Origin of the sequence: Kangiella taiwanensis (genome assembly GCF_020005165.1) — a bacterium.
In the GTDB taxonomy this organism is placed as follows: domain Bacteria; phylum Pseudomonadota; class Gammaproteobacteria; order Enterobacterales; family Kangiellaceae; genus Kangiella; species Kangiella taiwanensis.
The window spans coordinates 344,801-361,569 of the sequence record NZ_JAHCLT010000002.1; the positions used below are offsets into that span (position 1 = coordinate 344,801).

Genomic DNA, 16,769 nt, shown 5'->3' on the forward strand with positions numbered 1-16,769 from the left:
ATATCAGCCTCTTACACCAGCGCTCTGACGTCAATATCTCCAGAAAACTGAGTACGTCTTTGCTGACGTTTAGTTTTATCATTAATCTTACCCGCTAACTGCCCACACGCTGCATCAATGTCATCACCACGTGTACGTCTGACCACCACGACAAAACCATTTCTATGTAAATAATCACTAAAAGCATCAATCGCTTTCGGTGTAGACGTTTCGTAATGCGTCTGTGGAAATGGGTTGAACGGAATTAGATTAATCTTACAGGGCGTATTTTTCAATAGCTTAGCTAACTGTTTCGCATGTTCTATGCTGTCGTTAACATCTTTCAGCATGACATACTCTACCGTCACCTTACGCGCGGCGTTGGACTTTTCCATGTAACGGTGCACGCTCGCCATAAATTCTTTAATCGGATATTTCTTATTGATTGGCACCAAAACATCACGCAATTCATCGTTAGGTGCGTGTAACGAAATCGCCAGCGCCACATCAATATCATCGCCCATGCGATCCAATTGCGGCACCATACCCGAGGTACTCAAAGTCACACGACGCTTTGATAGCCCATAAGCAAAATCATCCAGCATTAAGCCCATGGCATTAATCACAGGTTGGTAATTGGCCAATGGTTCACCCATGCCCATCATTACCACATTCGTGACAGCGCGATCATCGCTTTTGTGTTTACCATTCAGATAACGCGCCGCATGCCAAACCTGACCAATAATTTCTGCCGTGGTCAAATTACGGTTAAACCCTTGGTATCCTGTCGAACAGAAACTGCACTCAAGCGCACAGCCAACCTGCGAAGATACACACAAAGTCCCGCGGTGACGCTCGGGAATAAACACGGTTTCGATGGCTTGCCCGCCTGGAATCTTAAGCGCCCACTTGATGGTGCCGTCGCTCGACTCTTGAACGCTTAGCACCTCAGGGCCTTCAATCACAGCTACGTCATCTAACTTCTGGCGACACGCCTTACTGATATTGGTCATCTCATCGAAATTATCGACGCCAAACTGATGAATCCACTTCATGACCTGTTGAGCACGAAATGGCTTTTCACCAAGTTCCACAAAGAACTCGACCATTTCATCGCGCGTCAGGTTGAGTAGGTTGGTTTTTTCGTTAACCGGTTGAGGATTACTCATTATGATTACCTTTTTGCGATTAAAATCACCTGTTTCGCTATAACTGTGTTAAAAAAGTGTTCAAAGTACTCAACTACCTAATAAAGGTAACCTCCGTCTTTTCACAATTTTTGCCTTGTTCTAGCATCACCAGGCGCTTTTAAGACTTCATGACAATTAAAGTCAAAAAAGTCATTTGTACAAATTTTACGCTATTCTAGGCTTTTACAGCGTTAATAGCAAAACAACAAAGCCCCATATCTCTAAGCTACTACCTAACTTGAGGAAAGAGCCCTTCTACCCCGTAATATTAAGCCGAGAAACAATGAAGCCATAGCAAATCAAATCAGGGATGATTTGATTAGTGAAATTCAGGCCAAGGAAGGACTGTATTTCACGGTGCGTAAAATGGATGAATTGTTATGAGGGAAGTCATGCTTGCATGACCTTAATATTGGGGTGGCCTTCTCTTTGGCTACTTTCTCTTGGCCACGCAAGAGAAAGTAGCTCGCTGAGAAGCGAAATAAAAACTAAATTATCTTGTGCGAGGGCAAATCTCATCTGAAGAAAAGAAATAACTGATCTCACGCTCAGCTGATTCTGGGCTATCAGAACCGTGCGCAGCATTTTCGTCTACTGATACAGCGTAATCCGCACGAATCGTACCACGTAGAGCTTCCGCTGGGTTTGTAGCGCCCATGATTTCACGGTTTGCTTTGATAGCGTTCTCGCCTTCAAGTACTTGAACCATTACTGGGCCAGATGTCATGAAGTCTACTAATGCGCCGAAGAAAGGACGCTCTTTGTGCTCTGCGTAGAAACCTTCTGCTTTTTCGCGAGAAAGGTGGATCATTTTAGAAGCAACGATACGAAGACCTGCACGCTCGAAACGTGAGTAGATTTCGCCAATAACGTTTTTCGCTACTGCGTCAGGTTTTACGATTGAAAAAGTACGTTCAACAGCCATTTTAGACTCCAATAATAGTTAAAATCAATAAATTCAAAGACTTACCAAGACTACCTTCTTCGTAAGCCAGCCTTAAGTCAGCGACTGACTACCAAGCTTAAATTCGTCACAGGCCCAGTAAAACAGAATAACCCGTGTTAAAAAAGGGGATAGCCTTGGCTAACCCCTTTAAAATCGCGCGTATTATACTGAATGTGTATTATTTGGGCAATGCTCACCACCCGCTATTTAGTAATGAGTCATCATATTGTCCAAATGCAACACTGACTCTGAGCTGAGTGGGATATGGCTGAAACTACTAGCTTCTGGGGAAAAACTGCCCTTAATCTCAATTTTGATTTTATAAGTGCCTATATCTAAAGGCTGACTGTTAAGATCTTTGAGATCCAACGCTCCACCAAACCTTTCTGCTTCACCAGGTTTGATCTTCATTGAGTGTAATGCTTGGGTGAACATCATGTCTGATGACCACAGGCTAACCAACTGCTCGTTATCGTCATAGAGGTATATCTCGAAAGTTTGTCCCGAGGTAAAATCGAGAGTAATCGTCTCATCGCTATGGTTGATAAGAGTAATTGAGGCTTCGATAGTATTTTGATTATTTAGCATCACGGTTTCTGCTGGAAACTGCGCAGAAAGCTCAATGCCTTCTTGGTTTGGTAATGTCATGTTACCCACCTTAGCATGCTCTAGTTCAAAAACAACCGGCCCAATCATTGAGTCTTTTGACCACTTAACCAACCCTATTCCCGGCACAAACCAAGCACTTTCTAAGCCTTCATCAAAACAATAGCCAGAAAAATCGAGGCGGACACTGCGATCAAAGTCACCAGCTGCGACTCGAACCTTGTCACTTTTACTGGCTAACGTAGCACGATCAGTGCAGCCATCGATCTTTACCCGATACTCAGTCCCCACAGGGTCACTAGCATTGAGTAATAATTCGGCATTTTGCGACTCATTAAACCAATAGATTTCCTGACCATCATTCGATAACCATAACCATTGATTTTTCTTACCAAAATAACTGGAGTACTGCTTCCAGTTTCCACCCTTGGTATCAATGAGGCTCATGCTTAACGATTGATTTTGAGAACTTTTGAAGCTTCGATAGTCCGCGGGTGAGGTCATTAGGTAGCTATCTGCAGAAGCAGCAACCCCAGCGAACAATGTTGATAAAGCAAATGTCAGTTTACTAAAAGTATTCATGGTATCTCCTAAAAATAATATGGTGTTTTGCTTGATGCGAAACCAATTATTTTCAAAACAAACGCAGAAACCAGTGAACAAATTCTGACAATTATAACACTATTGTTTATCCGCGAATAAATCCCAGATAAAACAATAGTTTAGAGAATACTATTAAAACTCAGTAACTTATGAAGGTTTAGTGACAGAACAAAAAGTGAGCGAAAGCTACTGATAAAGAGTTGGATCGGCAAAGCCCTGGGCTTCAAAACCCTGTTGACGCAAGAGACAGGAATCACACTCACCGCATGCCCTACCAGCATCATCCGCCTTATAGCAAGATACCGTTAGAGCGTAATCAACGCCTAACCTCATGCCCTCGGCAATAATCTGAGCTTTGGTCATATCGATCAGCGGCGCCTCGATGGTCGTCCTCTGGCCCTCTACGCCCGCTTTGGTGGCTAAGTTGGCCATAGTCTCAAAAGCTTGAATAAACTCTGGGCGGCAGTCTGGGTAGCCCGAATAGTCAACGGCATTGACACCGACGAAAATATGGTGCGCTTGTAGCACCTCAGCCCAGCCCAAGGCAATGGACAAAAAGACAGTGTTTCGAGCAGGAACATAGGTCACAGGAATCCCAGCTTCTTTCGAAATAGCTTCTCCGGTAGGCACATCAATCGAATGATCCGTTAAAGCAGAACCACCAATTTCTGACATGTCCAAATTAACTTCAATGTGCTTTTTCGCACCAAACTGAGCAGACACCTTCTTCGCAGCCTTAAGCTCAGCCACCGTGCGCTGACCATAGTTAAAGCTCATGGTGTAACACTCAAAACCGCGATCTTTAGCCATAGCCAAAGCCGTTGTTGAGTCTAAACCACCAGAAAGTAATATTACTGCTCGTTTTGTCATTTTGTTTTGCCTATTGTTTTAGCAAGATAATAGCAAGTTGTGCATTAACCCATTCTGACTTTTTCGCTTTATAGCGAGTTCCTTTTCTTGTATGGCCAAGAAAAGGAACCAAACGCTGCTTCACGACCTTTGCTCTGAATTTAGGCTCAAATAGAACCATTGATATTAACGCTAAATTGGAAGCAGGAAAAATGCTCAGTCTGCGCGGCATTCAATCAATTCAAACACAGAGCTTACTTAGGTAAGTGAGTATTTTGAATTGATTGGAATAACAAAGCAGATGAGTATTTTAACAATTCCTATCAGACGCCTTGCTTCTCACCCCAGATGATCTTATGAAGTTGAACCTGCATCCGAACCTTCAACCTATCTTTCAAAATCCACTCGGCTAAGTCGGCGTATTCAACCTGCCCATAACTTGGGGAAAATAATACTTCACACTTATCTGTCAGGCTGTACTTATCAATAGTCATTTTGCACCAGTCATAGTCCTTTCGACTGCAAATAACGAACTTAACCTGATCCGTTGGTTTTAAGTGGTCAATATTCTCATAGAGGTTACGTGACATTTCCCCTGAATCAGGGGTTTTGAGGTCCATCACCACCATAACTCGCTTATCGAGCACAGAGATATCATGGGCACCACCAGTCTCTGTAGAGACTTTATAGCCTTTTTCACATAGCAGTTCATAGAACTCATAAGCACGTTTTTGTGCTAGGGGTTCACCGCCAGTCATACAGATGTGCTGGCAGTTGTACTGCTCTATCTCAGCCAGAATATCTTCAAAGGTCATCCACTCCCCACCACCAAAAGCATAATCGGTATCGCAATAGGTGCAACGTAACGGGCAACCGGTGAGTCGTACAAAGACTGTTGGTAGACCTACGGTTAGACTTTCGCCCTGTAGCGAGTGAAAAATTTCGGTGATTCTTAATTTGCTCAAAATGGACCTAAAAACAGGGAAATGGCTAGAAATTGTGCGGATTGTAACAAAAAAGCTGTCTAATAAGACAGCTTTTCATGAGGCTTAGAGCAATTTATCACTTATAGCGAGCTCAGTTTTACCTTGGCTAACTTGCCTGCTGTCGTGTTAGGAAATGCTTTCGCCAGCGCTTGGTACGTCTTTTTTGCTTCGGCTTTATTACCGCTCAGCTCATGAGTTTGAGCTAACTTCAGCATGGCTTTATCTTTAATCTCAGTATCTGGAAACTGAGTATAAACCGCTTCAAACTCAAAGGCCGCTTCTTTATATTCCTTGTCGTTTGCATGAAGCTGACCAAGGATATAATGGGCGTTAGCCGCTAAAGAGTGCTTAGGATAGTCTTTGACAAAACTTTTAAAAGAGCTCTTAGCAAATGCATATTCTTTGTTACTAAACTGCGAAAAGGCTTTGTTATAAGCTTTTTGCGCATCACTCAGATTTTGGTTGTTCGCATCGCTAGAACCTGAATCGGTTGCGCCTGCTTCACCAGATAGTTCTGAGCCAACTAAGCCACCTTGAGTCGCGTCAGTTAAGCGGCGGTCAAGATCGGCATACAATTCTTTTTGCTGACGTTGCAACTTTTGGATTTGATAACCTTGTTCTTCAGCTTGGCCACGTAAGTAACTCACTTCTTGTTGAAGTTGCATTACCTGACGCATTAACTCGCCGACTAACTGATTTTGGTCATTCTCTTGGTATTGCTGAATCGCCTCTACTGCCTTCCCATCAACCACTGGGGCAGCAGCATTGCCCACAGCAGACGCTGTGAGCAATGATAGTGCGATTATTTTAGTAAAACGATTATTCATTTTTATAAAATAATACTCTTTTCAATCTTTTTTCAATAAAGCTTCGTTGTGAAGATTACTGATATTTGATTTCTACACGACGGTTTTCTTGCCATGCTTGCTCAGTGTGACCAGGGTTAGCTGGAGACTCTTCACCAAAGCTGATCACTTCGATTTGACTACCAGAAACACCATAAGTTCTCATTAACTGAGCTACTGACTTTGCACGACGCTCACCTAGAGCCAAGTTGTATTCTGGCGTACCACGCTCGTCCGCATGACCTTCAAGAATGACTTTCTTGCCAGTCGCTTGGATGTGCTTAGCGTGAACTTCTAACAACTCCATGTCGCCGCTACGAATAGCGTCGCTGTCGAAGTCGAAGTAGATAGTCGTGTTTTCCAACAATGCCGCGATACGTTGTCTTTCAGCTTCTTCAGCAGCACGTTGACGTGCTAATGCTTCAGCTTCAGCGTCCGAACCATCGTCTTGTTGTACAGTTGTGTCAGTAGTATCGTCTGCTGGCTCAGTTGTGCTACATGCAGCTAAAGCGAATGCTGCTAACAAAGCCAATAGTAATTGTACCGAACGTTTCATTGTCATCCTCCAGGATTGTTATTTAACTTATTACTAATTACAAAATAAACGGAGACCACGCCGGTGCTTTAACTTCACCAACGTTGGCCGGTAGTCTTGCTTTAAAGCGTCCATCCATTGATACCGCACTTAAAACTTTTTGTTGCCCGTCAACCGTAGAGAAAATAATCATGCTACTGTTTGGAGCAACTGACAACGACTCATCCAGACTGGTCTTTGTTAAGACAGTCAGGTTCCCCGTGTCGATGTCTTGCGCGGCTACATGGAAATTACCATTGCTTTGGTGAACCATCACAATAGATTTCCCGTCTGGTGCAAACTCAGCACCAGCATTGTACCTCCCCTCAAAGGTTACCCTTTCTGCATCACCTCCTGCAAGCGAAACCCTATAAATTTGCGGTTTTCCTCCTCGATCTGAGGTGAATATCAAACTTTTGCCATCTGGATGCCACGATGGCTCGGTGTCAATCGAGTAATGACGCGTGAGTCGCGTCAGCTTTTTCGTTGCTAGATCCATCACATAAAGCTCTGGATTACCATCTTTCGATAACACCATCGCCATTTTTGTGCCATCTGGAGACCATGCAGGAGCACTGTTAAAGCCTTTATAGCTAGCAATAAGTTCGCGCTGTCCAGTCGTAATGGTTTGCACATAAATCTCTGAACGCCCGTTCTCGAAGCTCACATAAGCTAACTTTTCAGCGTCCGGAGACCAGCTCGGTGACATGATCGGTTTTTTTGAGGTGAATACTTGAGTCTGGTTAAAACCATCGCTATCCGCCACATTAAGCTGGTAAGGTTTAGCTGCGAGACGATCAACCTGAACGTAAGCAATTTGGGTCGCAAAAGCACCTCGCTCACCAGTTAGAGCTTCATAAATTTCATCCGCTGCAATATGTGCCGCCCAGCGGAAATTATCGTTATTGACCAGTTTAGTCTTTAGCACCATCAAGTGAAAAGACTGATCAACTAAAGGGTAGCTTCCTGATGGGATGCTTGATTCCATCACAGCCTTATCGTTATAGGGATCGATTAAGTCATAAGACACCATGTACTTACCCGGCGCGGTTTCTTTGACGATGCCATAAACCACACCATCGACTCCCAACTCTTTCCAAGCATCAATGTCGACGTCGGTAATTTGACTTGGTCGCTGCGGCAACTCCGAAAGCTCCACCGGCTTAAACTTACCACTACGCTCCAAATCATTCGCGATAATTTGCGCGAAATCATGCGGTGGCTGTACCGTCACCTCAGATTCACTTTCAAATGTGAACGGCACAACGGCAACAGGACGCGCGTCATCACGCCCTTCTGTAATGTAAATTTGCACCTCAGCATTGGCCGCATAGGCCATCATGCCTAACCACAGTACCACCAGTTTTTTACAAATATGTTTCATAGAGTCTCTACTCTCGGTTTGTTTAATCTTTTAAACTTGGATCAAAAGTAAATGTAATGGTTCTCAATTCCTCGATAACATCGGGGTTATCTGAGTAAGGTAGTGGCGAGGCGCGGTTAATTGCCGCGATACCCGTCTGGCAATACACATCGTCACCACCAACAATGATCGTATCTAACACCACACCACCTGGCGCTGTTTTAATCGTGATAGTACACGAGCCTGGCACGGATGGTTTATTCCATAATCTTACTAACTTACTTCTAATTTGAGCCTTCAACTTTTCAAGCTCCGTCAAAGCTTGCGCTTTCTTAACATCACCTTCCATCGCGTCGAAAAACTCACCGTCTTCAGCGGCAAGCTCTTTTTGTAAGCGCTCAATCTCTTCTTGGCGCTTACGCTCAGCCTCTTCACGCTTCTTACGTTCGGCTTCTTCTTTCTTACGCTTTTCCTCAGCCAAGCGTTTTTTCTCAGCCTCTTCTTTGCGTTTACGTTCCGCTTCTTCCTTTTTACGCTTTTCCTCAGCCAAACGTTTCTTTTCGGCCTCTTCCTTCTTACGCTTCTCTTCCTCAAGCTTTTTCTCAAGCGCTAATTTCTTTTTACGCTCAAGTTCCGCCTGCTCTTTAGCACGCTGTTCTGCAGCTGCTTTTTCTTTAGCTTTTTGCTCAGCAAGTTCTTTCTCACGTTTGAGCTTTTCCAAACGTTCCTTTTCTTGCTGCTGTTTTTTCAAACGCTCTTCTTCACGCTTTTTCTCTTCGCGCTTCTTTTCTTCATCGGCGCTTGGCGGTGGCGGGTTCGTTTTAGGGGCTTGTGCAATTCGAGCTTGAATAGGAGCATCAACATACTTATGCTCTGGGATATTAGGCTCCCAGATAAACTTCCACACAATAGCGCCAATCAGCGCTAAGTGAAGCACTACCGACAAAATAATAGGTAAAGTCTTTTTCTTATCAGACATCAGTCACCAAGTTCCGCCACCTAATTAGGCTGTTGTGTCATCAAACCAACGTTTTCTATCCCTGCGACCTGTCTTAATTGATCCATCAATTCCACCACATCACCATAAGGTACCGACTTATCACCGTTAATTAAAATTGGTGACTCAGGCGAAGTTTCAAGCTCAGTCAGCACCGTATCGAGCAGTTCTTCACGGCTCATGGGTTCTGGGCGCCCCGCAGAGCTACCAATTTCTAAATAGTACTGTCCATCAGAATTAACCGTCACAATAAACGGCGTACTTTCGTCAGGCGACATCGGCTCAGCCTCAGCAGTCGGTAAATCGACCTGAATACCCGCGGTAATTAATGGCGCGGTAATCATAAAGATCACCAACAAAACCAGCATTACGTCAATGTAAGGAACCACATTGATTTCAGCGTTCAGTCGGCGTCTTTGTCTGCGAACAAGTTGCGGCATAATCAATAACCTTAGCTGTGCGCCTTACGGTGCAATATTCCTGAAAACTCTTCAAGGAAGTTTTCATAGCGGATTTCGATTCGCTGCAAACGGTTTGTAAAACGGTTGTATGCAATAACAGCAGGAATCGCTGCGAAGAGACCCATCGCCGTTGCAATCAAAGCTTCTGCGATACCTGGCGCAACCATGGCCAAGGTCGCCTGCTTAACGCTGCCCAATGCGATAAATGAGGTCATGATGCCCCATACCGTGCCGAATAGACCAATGTATGGCGTTACCGAGCCCACTGTCGCTAAGAACGATAAGTTCTGCTCAAGCTTTTCCACTTCACGGCTGTGCGCCACACGCATCGCACGATGCGTACCATCCATCACCGCTTCAGGGCTGACGCCACTTTGTTGGCGAAGACGCATAAACTCTTTGTAACCCGCTAAAAACAATGACTCTAAGCCTTGTTTCTTTTGGTTACTTTGCGACAGCTCGGTCGATAGCTTGCTCAGATCGATACCTGACCAAAACTTATCCTCAAACTGTTTACTCTTTTTTGAGGCAGTATTTAGGACACCAGATCGTTGAAAAATCAACGCCCAAGACATTACAGAAATGATCAAAAGTAACAGCATAATTAACTGTACTGGAATACTGGCTTCTAAAATCAAACCAGCAATGGACATGTCATTAGCACCACTCACGTGCAATCTCCTCTTGTAAATAATTAGGCATAGGAGCAGGCGTCATGGTGTCCATATCAACGCAAGCCACCCGAATTGTTGCCTTATTCACTAGTTGTTGTTTATTGTCGTCCGATTCATCACTGTTTTCATCAACACGATAAATCTCTTGCTCAAAAATAACGCTCGCCTTTCTGACTGAGCTAATTCGTGTTTTAACGACTAACTTATCGTTAAAACGAGCAGGTCGAAGGTATTTTGCATCAACATGCGCCACAGCAAAGGCCAAGCCCTTGTCGATCAAAACATCTTGCTCCCAGCCCAATGAACGCAACCATTCCGTACGACCACGCTCATAAAACTTTAAATAATTGGCATAAAAAACCACGCCAGCCACATCAGTATCTTCATAGTAGACCCTGACAGGCCAACTAAATTCACGCTGTTTTGTCATTAAATCACCAATGATGCGTATTATAACGTTTCAGTTTGCTAAAAGTGTTAAAGCAATCCCGAAAACAGTTACTTAACGAAAATTTACTTATTCAACTTTGTGTCTTAATTATTAAACAAATCATCCGAAGAAGGGATGACTCCAAAGTGCTCATAGGCATGTTTGGTCGCTATACGGCCTCTTGGCGTCCGCTGAATAAAGCCCTGCTGAATTAAATACGGCTCTAACACATCATCAATCGTATCGCGCTCTTCACCAATCGCCGCGGCTAAGGTATCCAAACCCACAGGACCGCCACCAAACTTCTCGATAATAGTCAGCAATAACTTACGATCCATGGTATCGAAGCCCTTAGCATCGACATCAAGCATGTCCAAAGCGCGGTCAGCAACTTTGTCGGTGATCAAACCATCAGACTTAATTTCCGCAAAATCACGCACACGGCGTAATAAGCGGTTAGCGATACGTGGCGTACCGCGAGAACGGCGTGCGATTTCCAGCGCGCCAGACTCTTCAATTTGCAAATCCAAGATCTTAGCTGAGCGCATGACAATCCCAGTTAAGTCTTTGATGTTATAAAATTCAAGGCGTTGGACGATACCGAAGCGATCGCGTAAAGGTGATGTTAATAATCCCGCACGAGTGGTCGCGCCGACTAAGGTGAACGGCGGTAACTCAACTTTGATGGAACGTGCCGCTGGGCCTTCACCGATCATGATATCGAGCTGGTAATCCTCCATCGCGGGATAAAGCACCTCTTCAACATGGGGGCTTAGGCGATGAATTTCGTCGATAAACAAAACGTCGTTTGGCTCAAGGTTGGTCAACATCGCCGCCAAGTCGCCCGCTTTTTCCAACACAGGCCCCGAGGTATGTTTAATACCCACGTTCATTTCGTTAGCGATAATGTTCGATAGCGTGGTTTTACCAAGGCCAGGAGGGCCAAAGATGAGAACATGATCCAACGCTTCTTTGCGCATTTGAGCCGCTTTAAGGAAAATCTCCATCTGCTCACGGACTTTTTCCTGCCCCACGTAATCCTGCAAGGTCGTCGGGCGAATAGCGCGGTCAAACTGCTCTTCGTCAGTGGTTTCGGTCGGATTTATTATTCTGTCATGCTCAATCATGGATTTTTTGTGCTCGTAGCACCAAAAGCTCTAATGCGGTTAAGTCTACCAAGGGTTTGATTTATATGGAACCTAAACCGTTGCTTTTCCACATTTGGCCAGAATCCGCCTTTTTCTTGTTAATTTAAGGAGTTAAGCGAGCTAAGTTCACTAGATTCCCGCCTTCGCGGGAATGACGGCTATCCCTTCCAAGTTTGAAACGTCACCCCCGCGAAGGCGGGGATCTCTAAACCTAATACATTCTAGCCAGCCCCTTCCAACTCCTCATTCAGCATCAGCCAATCTTCTTCCAGCGTTTCGAGGCGTTGAGTCACTTCCCCATACTCCGAGCTAAGCTCCGCCAACTTACCTTTGTTAGCATCGTCGTATAGGGATGGCTCAGCCATCAGCTCATCAAGTTCAGCTTTGCGTTTTTGCACCTTATCCATTTCCTGCTCAACTTTTCGCAGCTTGTTTTTCAATGGCTGCAAGGCTTTACGCTTCTCAGCGTCAATTCGACGTTGCTCTTTGCGCGAAATTTCTTTACCAGACATGTCAGGCTGCGCACCAGACGGTGCTTCATCAGCTTTCTCTCTATTCGCACGGCGCTCCATGGTCGATTGCTCAAGCGCCCACTTGGCATAATCGTCCAAATCACCTTGGAACGGTTTAACGCCTCCATCAGCCACTAAATACAAATCATCCGTCACGGTGCGTAGCATGTGCTTATCGTGCGACACCAGCACCACCGCGCCTTCGAAACCCTGCAACGCCACGTTCATGGCATGGCGCATTTCCAAGTCCAAGTGGTTGGTCGGTTCATCAAGCAACAGTACATTCGGCTTGGAATAGACCAGTAATGCCAGGACCAAACGCGCTTTTTCACCACCCGAAAACGGTGCCACAGGCTCCAGCGCTTTGTCGCCATTAAAATCAAAGCCACCCAAGAAATTGCGTAATTCCTGCTCAGTCGCGTCGGGATATTCACGCTGCAAGTGCTGAATCGGTGACATTTGCGGATGCAGCTGTTCGAGCTGATGCTGCGCAAAATAACCAATATTTAAGTGTTTGGCCTCGACGCGTTCACCAGTCTGAACCTCTAGCTCGCCCGCTAAGACCTTAATCAAGGTCGATTTACCAGCACCGTTCTTACCCAAAAGGCCAATCCGATCGTTCGGTAGTAAGGTAAAGCCCACTTTATTCAGAATCGTTACGGGGCCAGTGTCGGTATCGTAGCCAGCGTTAGCTTCTTTCAGCTGCAATAAAGGGCTCGGTACATGACCCAGTTCTGGAAAACTAAAGTTAAACGGCGAATCGACATGAGCCGCGGAAATCTTTTCCATACGCTCCAGAGCCTTGACGCGGCTTTGCGCCTGCTTGGCCTTGCTCGCCTTTGCTTTAAAGCGCGTGATATAGGATTGCATGTGCGCAATTTCTTTCTGTTGGCGCTCGTAATTCGCTTGTTGCTGCGCCAACTGCTCCGCGCGCTGGAGCTCAAAACTCGAATAGTTACCGCTGTATAACTTGATGTGCTGTTGTTCGATGTGCGCCACACGATCAATCACGCGGTCGAGAAAATCCCTATCATGCGAAATCAGCAGTACCGCGCCTTGATAAGATTCTAGCCATTTCTCTAGCCACACCACCGCCTCGAAATCCAAGTGGTTGGTTGGCTCATCGAGCAATAGCAAATCCGAACGGCACATCAACGCCTGCGCCAAGTTCAAGCGCATGCGCCAACCGCCCGAAAAGCTGGATACTGGCAACTGTTCCTGCTCCGCGGTAAAACCCAAACCATGCATCAAAGCGCCTGCTCGCGCCCGCGCCGAATACCCCTGAATCGTGTCTAGCTGTTGGTGAAGTTTACCGATGGCATTGCCGTCTTCCTCAGCTTCCGCCTTCGCCAAAGCTGCCTCGATTTCAACAAGCTCAACATCACCCTCAATCACATACTCCAGCGCCGACGTCTCTACCGCAGGCGTCTCCTGACGCACGCTCGAAATCGTCACATTCCCCGCCATCGAGAAATTGCCCGAATCCTCCTCAAGCTCCCCACGGATCAACGCGAACAACGACGACTTACCGGTACCGTTAGCACCAGTCACACCAACCTTATCCTTCGGATTGATGATAAAACTCGCGTCTTCAAATAACACTTTTTTGCCACGGCGAAGCGCCATGTTCTCGAAAAACAGCATGGAATTACGGATTGATAAAAGTTGCAGACATTATAAAGGGAAGTCGTGCGAGTACAATTGGAATTGGTGAGAGATACCGAGATCTTGGTATCCCAGCAATCACTTTCCATAACTCACTGATCTTGCTAGTATCCTCAATAACAAACAGGACATCAATTATAAGTAATTTAATAAAAAAGTTTATCGATGATGTCCGGCAATATAATGTTATGAATCATCGAGGTTTTAAGTGAGCAATGAAATTCGGGCGATAATTCAAAAAGCTGAAGAAACGCTCCAAACTGCTCGGTTTGGTTACGAGGACCTTACTTCCGGAAATCGCTACCGGAGGTATTCGGGCATCCGGAACTTGGTTGTTTTTGGACGGTCGGTAACTTTTGTAATTCAGAACCTTAAGACGCCAGTTGGTTCTAATCGTTTTGATGCTTGGTACCAACCGATACAGGAAAAAATGAAATCTGATGTTCTGATGAATTATTTCGTCAAGCTGAGAAACGAAATACTCAAGCAGGGAAAGCTTCCAGTAAGCACATCCGCCTTAATCAACTTCTCATCTTCTGACATGGCAAAATTAGGAACACCTCCTCCAGGGGCTAGTGGTTTTTTTATTGCAGATCAAACTGGCGGTAGTGGATGGGAAATCGAATTACCAGATGGGACAAAGGAAAAGTATTACGTTGAACTGCCCGAGAGTATGGCCAAAGTTCAGCAGCACTTCAGTGAATTGCCGGTTCCAGATGATGACGATTTGAAAAAGAAGTCTATTGAGGAGCTCTGCGAATACTACCTGAAAGAACTTGAGGAGGTCATAGATGAGGCTCGCAAAGCCTTCTTGGGAGAGGAGACCCAAAAAGTCGGCGGGAAGAGGCTTCCTCCTTATTTGAGAGTAGTGAAATAAAATTAATGGGGGCAGCAAGCGTAGCCTCGAAGGAACAAAGTGACTTCGAGGTTTGATCTCGAATAAATGGAGTCAGAGTACATTACTTGTGAATAAATACATTTCACTTTTTATAATAATTGCTATAGCTTCTGGCTGTTCTACTAGAAACATCAAGCAAAATTGTGATTACTTTAATGAGTCTGATTGGTCATTAATTACTGAACGATCATCAATGTTAAAGAAATTAAGCAAAACCTATGAATCCAGAAGCCCTAATAGAAAAGAGGCATGGTTTAGGAGTCAGAATCATAAGCTTGGGCTTTGTAGATATACACAAAAGCCTCCCTCAAGCCCATTTGCAAAGAGTTGTAGTTCATCATATATAGTCTTTATCAAAGAAAATGGTGAGTGGATAATTGATAACGAAGCGATCACTTTGTGCTCATCGCACTAATTGGGGGGTTAATGGAGGCTACTCAATTAATAAGTAATAACATGGAATCTATATATTTAGGCACTATACTTACTCTTTGGCCTCTACTCTTTTTCCTTGGTTACATCAGCTTATTACCACAGGCAGTGGAGTCTGGAGAGCTTGAAAAGAAATACAGTAAAACTTTCAGATTTATACAGTACTCCACAGGCTGGGACCACTCGGGCACTGTCTCAATTTACCTGATTATTTTATTTATGCCTGTTGTTTTTTTAGGTTATACGTTCGGCTTTTTTCAGTCTTTTATGAAGGAAAAAAGCGCCAAGGTGTTTGGTTATTTTGTTGGGGCCTTAAACCTAGTTTTAATCATTGCCATTATTGGATACCTATCAGGATATTACTTTAAGGATGTATTACCATAGTGAGCAAGCGTAGCCTCGAAGGAACGAAGTGACTTCGAGGTTTAATCCAAACTTTAACCCCTTCCCTCGATTACGCTATCGCTAATCGAGGCTACGTAATTCTTACCTTTCCGTGCTTATCCCTGCTATCACAGCTATAATGGTGCTTTATCGCTCCTCCTCTGCTGGGAACCTGTATGTCTGAAGAAATCAATTATAAGAATAATCCGTTAAATGGTGTTGGCTTAAAGGCTTTAGTCACTGAATTAGTTGAACATTATGGTTTTGAGATTCTTCATGCTTACTTAAACCTAAACTGCTTTAAGACGAATCCTAGCGTTGAATCCAGCGTTAAGTTCCTTAAGAAAACCGACTGGGCGCGTGAAAAAGTTGAGGCTTTTTATATGTATCAATACAAAAGCCTGCCGCCTGTATCATCGGAACAGTTCCATATTCCACCGCGCGACCGCATCGTGTCGGATGATGAAAATACTGGCGAGCCTGCAAAGTTGAGCCTAGAAGACGCGGAGCAGCAGCGTGAGAAGCGTGCCAAGAAAGCGGCAGAGTACCAGAAAAGTGGTGGTCATAAGCATAAGAAAAGCTTCGGACAGTCGAGAACACGCCTATCTAGCAAAGGCTCAGCTAAGAAAGGTGGCGATCCTTGGGGAGGCTGGAAGACAAATTCTGAGGATTAGGATGCAAAATTTAATGCCTCAGTAATATCGCTTGTGCTATTATTTTTTAGACATGGAACAAAGGAGTTAGATTATGGGTCTTTGGGGATTTTTAAGCGTATGCGTCATTGCAGGCGTCATTTTCGTAATGTATGCAGCGTATCTCGATCACAAAAAAGAGATGAAAAAGCTGGAGTTAGAAGCTCAAAGCAATAAGGCCAGTGTCGTCAATAACGACGACTAACATCACAAGGGCATGGAATAGGAAGACAAAGCTTTATCAGGAGGTAACACCGATGGGAAGCAAAGAAGATAGACCGATTTGGGCGCGCGCCCTTACGTCAATAGCATCTCTGATGCTCATTGGCTCCTTCATTTTTGTCCTCATTGCAGGATTTAATCTATACATTACTTCAGTATTAGTCACAGGTGCAATGGGCCTTGCGATACCGAGCGCCATCTCTGCTGAAGGCATTCTTGATGCAGTTATAGGATTCTTTGAGGCCTTGGTCGAAGGGGTTATGGAGGCTCTATTCGGAATATTTCAGGCTATTACGTCTGTTTTTGGGTAAGG

Annotated in this window: 19 protein-coding genes; 5 read left to right on the plus strand and 14 right to left on the minus strand. The window is 44.7% G+C overall.

Annotated elements, in window-relative coordinates:
- Positions 1-11: 11 nt before the first annotated feature.
- The 14 genes from rlmN to KFK88_RS07165 form a co-directional block, all read right to left on the minus strand.
- Complete coding sequence (gene rlmN / locus KFK88_RS07100) at positions 12-1,148, minus strand: 23S rRNA (adenine(2503)-C(2))-methyltransferase RlmN (RefSeq protein WP_223578127.1); 1,137 nt, start codon at positions 1,146-1,148, stop codon at positions 12-14.
- A gap of 514 nt (positions 1,149-1,662) precedes the next feature.
- Positions 1,663-2,094 carry a nucleoside-diphosphate kinase gene (gene ndk, locus KFK88_RS07105; RefSeq protein ID WP_110200957.1) on the minus strand — a complete coding sequence of 144 codons (432 nt, stop codon included), beginning with the start codon at positions 2,092-2,094 and terminating at the stop codon, positions 1,663-1,665.
- A gap of 228 nt (positions 2,095-2,322) precedes the next feature.
- The gene (locus KFK88_RS07110; protein WP_223578129.1) at positions 2,323-3,303 is read right to left on the minus strand and encodes a BsuPI-related putative proteinase inhibitor; all 981 of its coding nucleotides are present in this window, start codon (positions 3,301-3,303) and stop codon (positions 2,323-2,325) included.
- Between the two features lie 207 nt (positions 3,304-3,510).
- Complete coding sequence (queC, locus tag KFK88_RS07115) at positions 3,511-4,194, minus strand: 7-cyano-7-deazaguanine synthase QueC (RefSeq protein ID WP_223578131.1); 684 nt, start codon at positions 4,192-4,194, stop codon at positions 3,511-3,513.
- 302 nt (positions 4,195-4,496) lie between these two features.
- Positions 4,497-5,138, minus strand: a complete 642-nt coding sequence (gene queE / locus KFK88_RS07120) for a 7-carboxy-7-deazaguanine synthase QueE (protein WP_223578132.1) — start codon at positions 5,136-5,138, stop codon at positions 4,497-4,499.
- Between the two features lie 101 nt (positions 5,139-5,239).
- Positions 5,240-5,986: a tol-pal system protein YbgF gene (gene ybgF / locus KFK88_RS07125; RefSeq protein WP_223578133.1), complete on the minus strand. Its 747-nt coding sequence runs from the start codon at positions 5,984-5,986 to the stop codon at positions 5,240-5,242.
- A 55-nt stretch (positions 5,987-6,041) separates the two neighbouring features.
- Complete coding sequence (pal, locus tag KFK88_RS07130; protein WP_223578134.1) at positions 6,042-6,560, minus strand: peptidoglycan-associated lipoprotein Pal; 519 nt, start codon at positions 6,558-6,560, stop codon at positions 6,042-6,044.
- A 37-nt stretch (positions 6,561-6,597) separates the two neighbouring features.
- Positions 6,598-7,962, minus strand: a complete 1,365-nt coding sequence (gene tolB, locus KFK88_RS07135; protein WP_223578135.1) for a Tol-Pal system beta propeller repeat protein TolB — start codon at positions 7,960-7,962, stop codon at positions 6,598-6,600.
- A 22-nt stretch (positions 7,963-7,984) separates the two neighbouring features.
- The gene (gene tolA, locus KFK88_RS07140; protein ID WP_223578136.1) at positions 7,985-8,920 is read right to left on the minus strand and encodes a cell envelope integrity protein TolA; all 936 of its coding nucleotides are present in this window, start codon (positions 8,918-8,920) and stop codon (positions 7,985-7,987) included.
- 20 nt (positions 8,921-8,940) lie between these two features.
- Positions 8,941-9,378: a protein TolR gene (tolR, locus tag KFK88_RS07145; protein ID WP_223578137.1), complete on the minus strand. Its 438-nt coding sequence runs from the start codon at positions 9,376-9,378 to the stop codon at positions 8,941-8,943.
- An 11-nt stretch (positions 9,379-9,389) separates the two neighbouring features.
- Complete coding sequence (tolQ, locus tag KFK88_RS07150; RefSeq protein WP_223578811.1) at positions 9,390-10,052, minus strand: protein TolQ; 663 nt, start codon at positions 10,050-10,052, stop codon at positions 9,390-9,392.
- Positions 10,053-10,056: 4 nt separating this feature from the next.
- Positions 10,057-10,503 (minus strand): tol-pal system-associated acyl-CoA thioesterase, encoded by a 447-nt coding sequence (gene ybgC, locus KFK88_RS07155; RefSeq protein ID WP_223578138.1) that lies wholly within the window; start codon positions 10,501-10,503, stop codon positions 10,057-10,059.
- 104 nt (positions 10,504-10,607) lie between these two features.
- Positions 10,608-11,630: a Holliday junction branch migration DNA helicase RuvB gene (gene ruvB, locus KFK88_RS07160; RefSeq protein WP_223578140.1), complete on the minus strand. Its 1,023-nt coding sequence runs from the start codon at positions 11,628-11,630 to the stop codon at positions 10,608-10,610.
- 242 nt (positions 11,631-11,872) lie between these two features.
- Positions 11,873-13,807, minus strand: a complete 1,935-nt coding sequence (locus tag KFK88_RS07165) for an ATP-binding cassette domain-containing protein (RefSeq protein WP_223578142.1) — start codon at positions 13,805-13,807, stop codon at positions 11,873-11,875.
- 229 nt (positions 13,808-14,036) lie between these two features.
- On the opposite strand from KFK88_RS07165, the gene KFK88_RS07170 reads away from it, so the two are divergent.
- The 5 genes from KFK88_RS07170 (at position 14,037) to KFK88_RS07190 (ending at position 16,767) form a co-directional block, all read left to right on the plus strand.
- Complete coding sequence (locus KFK88_RS07170; RefSeq protein ID WP_223578144.1) at positions 14,037-14,705, plus strand: hypothetical protein; 669 nt, start codon at positions 14,037-14,039, stop codon at positions 14,703-14,705.
- 420 nt (positions 14,706-15,125) lie between these two features.
- Positions 15,126-15,542, plus strand: coding sequence for a hypothetical protein (locus tag KFK88_RS07175; protein ID WP_223578146.1), 417 nt, complete (start codon positions 15,126-15,128; stop codon positions 15,540-15,542).
- A 176-nt stretch (positions 15,543-15,718) separates the two neighbouring features.
- On the plus strand, positions 15,719-16,216 hold the full coding sequence (locus tag KFK88_RS07180) for a VF530 family protein (RefSeq protein WP_223578147.1): 498 nt from the start codon (positions 15,719-15,721) through the stop codon (positions 16,214-16,216).
- A 73-nt stretch (positions 16,217-16,289) separates the two neighbouring features.
- Complete coding sequence (locus tag KFK88_RS07185) at positions 16,290-16,439, plus strand: hypothetical protein (RefSeq protein WP_223578148.1); 150 nt, start codon at positions 16,290-16,292, stop codon at positions 16,437-16,439.
- A 52-nt stretch (positions 16,440-16,491) separates the two neighbouring features.
- Complete coding sequence (locus tag KFK88_RS07190) at positions 16,492-16,767, plus strand: hypothetical protein (protein WP_223578149.1); 276 nt, start codon at positions 16,492-16,494, stop codon at positions 16,765-16,767.
- Positions 16,768-16,769: the final 2 nt, after the last annotated feature.